General features: G+C 72.0%; 2 protein-coding genes. One reads left to right on the top strand and one right to left on the bottom strand.

Annotated features, from left to right (window positions below; genetic code table 11):
* Positions 1-565, bottom strand: a 565-nt coding sequence (locus tag AB8Z36_RS32220; RefSeq protein WP_369216925.1) for an FAD-dependent monooxygenase, incomplete at its 3' end; no start/stop codon positions are given.
* A 149-nt stretch (positions 566-714) separates the two neighbouring features.
* Here AB8Z36_RS32220 and pepN point away from each other — a divergent pair.
* Positions 715-3279 carry an aminopeptidase N gene (gene pepN / locus AB8Z36_RS32215; RefSeq protein ID WP_369216924.1) on the top strand — a complete coding sequence of 855 codons (2565 nt, stop codon included), beginning with the start codon at positions 715-717 and terminating at the stop codon, positions 3277-3279.
* Positions 3280-3358 lie beyond the last annotated feature (79 nt).

Raw genomic sequence — 3358 nt, 5'->3', positions numbered from 1 at the left:
GCCACATCCTGACCCCCCTCCACAGCGGCGGCCCCTCCCCGGGGTGCAGCGTGGCCCGTACGGCGGAGTGCAGTCCGTCCGCGCCCACGAGGGCCCGCGCCCGCACCCCGTACTCCCGGCCGCGCGCCATGTCCCGCAGGATGACCCGCAGCCCGGCCCCCTCGCGCTCGGCGAGGCGTACGAAGGCGGTGCCGGTCTGCACGGCACGGTCCCCGAGCCGGTCGCGGACGGCGTCGAGGAGCATGTGCTGAAGCGCCCCGCGGTGCAGCGCGTACCGCGGCCAGGAGTGCCCGCCCGCGAGCCCGCACGGGTCGGCCCCGACCCGCCGCCCGTGCCGGTCGAAGTGGACCACGGCCTCGGGCGCGACGGCGGTCGCCGCCAGCTCACCGCCGAGGCCGAGCTGCGTCAGCTCCCCCACCGCGTACGGCAGCAGTTCGACCCCCACGCCGACGGGCCGCAGCTCGTCGACCGCGTCCACCACGCGCACGCCGATGCCCGCGGCGTGCAGGCTGAGCGCGGCCGTGAGCCCGCCGATGCCCGCGCCCGCCACCAGTACGTCGATCATGACCGGCGCCCCCTGTGGTCCCGGTGGTCCCCTGCGGACGCGCGGAGCGTAGCGGGAGCGGCGGGCGGAGAACAATGGGCCGGGCGGCCAGGCGAACCGCCATGGAAGGATGGCCGGAAACACCACAAGTGACCCGAGGAGATGACCGCGTGCCCGGCACCAATCTGACCCGCGAAGAGGCGCAGCAGCGGGCGAAACTGCTCACCGTCGACTCGTACGAGATCGACCTGGACCTCTCCGGCGCGCAGGGTGGGGGGACCTACCGGTCCGTGACCACGGTGCGCTTCGACGCCGCGGAGGCGGGCGCGGAGACCTTCATCGACCTGGTGGCCCCCGCGGTCCACGAGGCCGTCCTGAACGGCCACGCCCTCGAAGTGGGCTCGGTGTTCCGCGACTCGCGGATCGCGCTGAGGCACCTCAAGGAGGGGCGCAACGAACTGCGGGTCGTCGCCGACTGCGAGTACACCAACACCGGTGAGGGCCTGCACCGCTTCGTCGACCCGGTCGACCAGCAGGCCTATCTCTACACCCAGTTCGAGGTGCCGGACGCCCGCCGCGTCTTCGCCTCGTTCGAGCAGCCCGACCTGAAGGCCACCTTCCAGTTCACCGTGAAGGCGCCCGCGGGCTGGACGGTGATCTCGAACTCGCCGACGCCCGAGCCGAAGGACGACGTCTGGCACTTCGAGCCGACGCCGCGCATCTCCTCGTACATCACCGCCCTGATCGTCGGCCCGTACCACGCGGTGCACTCCTCGTACGAGGGCCCGAACGGCCAGTCGGTGCCGCTCGGCATCTACTGCCGCCCCTCGCTCGCGGAGTTCCTCGACGCGGACGCGATCTTCGAGGTCACGCGGCAGGGCTTCGACTGGTTCCAGGAGAAGTTCGACTACGCCTACCCCTTCGCCAAGTACGACCAGCTCTTCGTGCCGGAGTTCAACGCGGGCGCGATGGAGAACGCGGGCGCGGTGACCATCCGCGACCAGTACGTGTTCCGCTCGAAGGTGACGGACGCGGCGTACGAGACGCGCGCGGAGACGATCCTGCACGAGCTGGCCCACATGTGGTTCGGCGACCTCGTGACGATGGAGTGGTGGAACGACCTCTGGCTGAACGAGTCGTTCGCCACGTACACGTCCATCGCCTGCCAGGCGTACGCGGAGGGCTCGCGCTGGCCGCACTCCTGGACGACGTTCGCCAACTCCATGAAGACGTGGGCCTACCGCCAGGACCAGCTTCCGTCCACGCACCCGATCATGGCGGACATCCGCGACCTGGACGACGTGCTCGTCAACTTCGACGGCATCACGTACGCCAAGGGCGCCTCGGTGCTCAAGCAGCTCGTCGCCTATGTCGGCATGGACGAGTTCTTCCGGGGCGTGCAGGCGTACTTCAAGGCGCACGCGTTCGGCAACACGCGCCTGTCCGACCTGCTCGGCGCCCTGGAGGAGACCAGTGGGCGCGACCTGAAGACCTGGTCGAAGAAGTGGCTGGAGACCGCGGGCATCAACGTGCTGCGCCCGGTCGTGGACGTCGACACCTCCGGTGTCATCACCTCCTTCGCGGTCAAGCAGGAGGCCCCGGCCCTGCCCGCGGGCGCCAAGGGCGAGCCGACGCTGCGTCCGCACCGGATCGCGATCGGCCTGTACGACCTGGACGAGGCGTCCGGCAAGCTGCTGCGCACGGACCGCGTGGAGCTGGACGTGGACGGCGAGCTGACGGCCGTGGACGCGCTGGTCGGCAAGCGGCGTCCGGCGGTGATCCTGCTGAACGACGACGACCTGTCGTACGCGAAGGTCCGGCTGGACGCCGAGTCGCTCGCCTTCGTCACGGACAACATCGGTGACTTCGAGGCGTCGCTGCCCCGGGCGCTGTGCTGGGCGTCGGCGTGGGACATGACGCGGGACGCGGAGCTGCCGACGCGGGACTACCTCGCGCTGGTGCTCTCCGGCATCGGCAAGGAGTCCGACATCGGCGTCGTGCAGTCGCTGCACCGCCAGGTGAAGCTGGCGCTCGACCTGTACGCGGCGCCCGCCAACCGCGAGGCGGCGCTGGCCCGCTGGACCGAGGAGACGCTCGCCCGCCTGCGGTCGGCGGAGCCGGGCGGTGACCACCAGCTCGCCTGGGCGCGGGCCTTCGCGGCGACGGCGCGCACGGACGCGGATCTCGACCTGATCGAGGGGCTCCTCTCCGGGGCGGAGTCCATCGACGGCCTGGCCGTGGACACCGAGCTGCGCTGGGCGTTCGTGAACCGTCTCGCGGCGACCGGCCGCCTTGACGAGGCGGGGATCGCGGCGGAGCTGGAGCGGGACAAGACGGCCGCGGGTGAGCGGCACGCCGCGTCCGCCCGTGCCGCGCGGCCCACGGCGGAGGCCAAGGCGGCGGCCTGGGCCTCGGTCGTCGAGTCCGACACGCTGCCCAACGCGGTCCAGGAGGCGGTGATCGGCGGCTTCGTGCAGACGGACCAGCGGGAGCTGCTCGCGCCGTACACCGAGAAGTACTTCCAGGCGGTGAAGGGGGCGTGGGACTCGCGCTCCCACGAGATGGCGCAGCAGATCGCCGTCGGGCTCTACCCCGCGCTCCAGGTCTCCCAGGAGACCCTGGACGCCACGGACGCCTGGCTCGCCGCGTCCGAGCCCTCGGCCGCGCTGCGACGTCTGATCACGGAGTCCCGTGCGGGGGTCGAGCGGGCGCTGCGGGCGCGGTCGGTGGACTGACGCCCTCTGGCCGGGCGGGGGGGGAACGGTGGCCCCCGCCCGGCCCTTGTCTGCGCTTATCCGTGGGGGGACTGCGTAC

The organism is Streptomyces flavofungini, from assembly GCF_041028215.1.
GTDB lineage: Bacteria > Actinomycetota > Actinomycetes > Streptomycetales > Streptomycetaceae > Streptomyces > Streptomyces flavofungini_B.
Note: the sequence above shows the minus strand (reverse complement) of the source record. Positions and strands in the feature narration are given on the sequence as shown.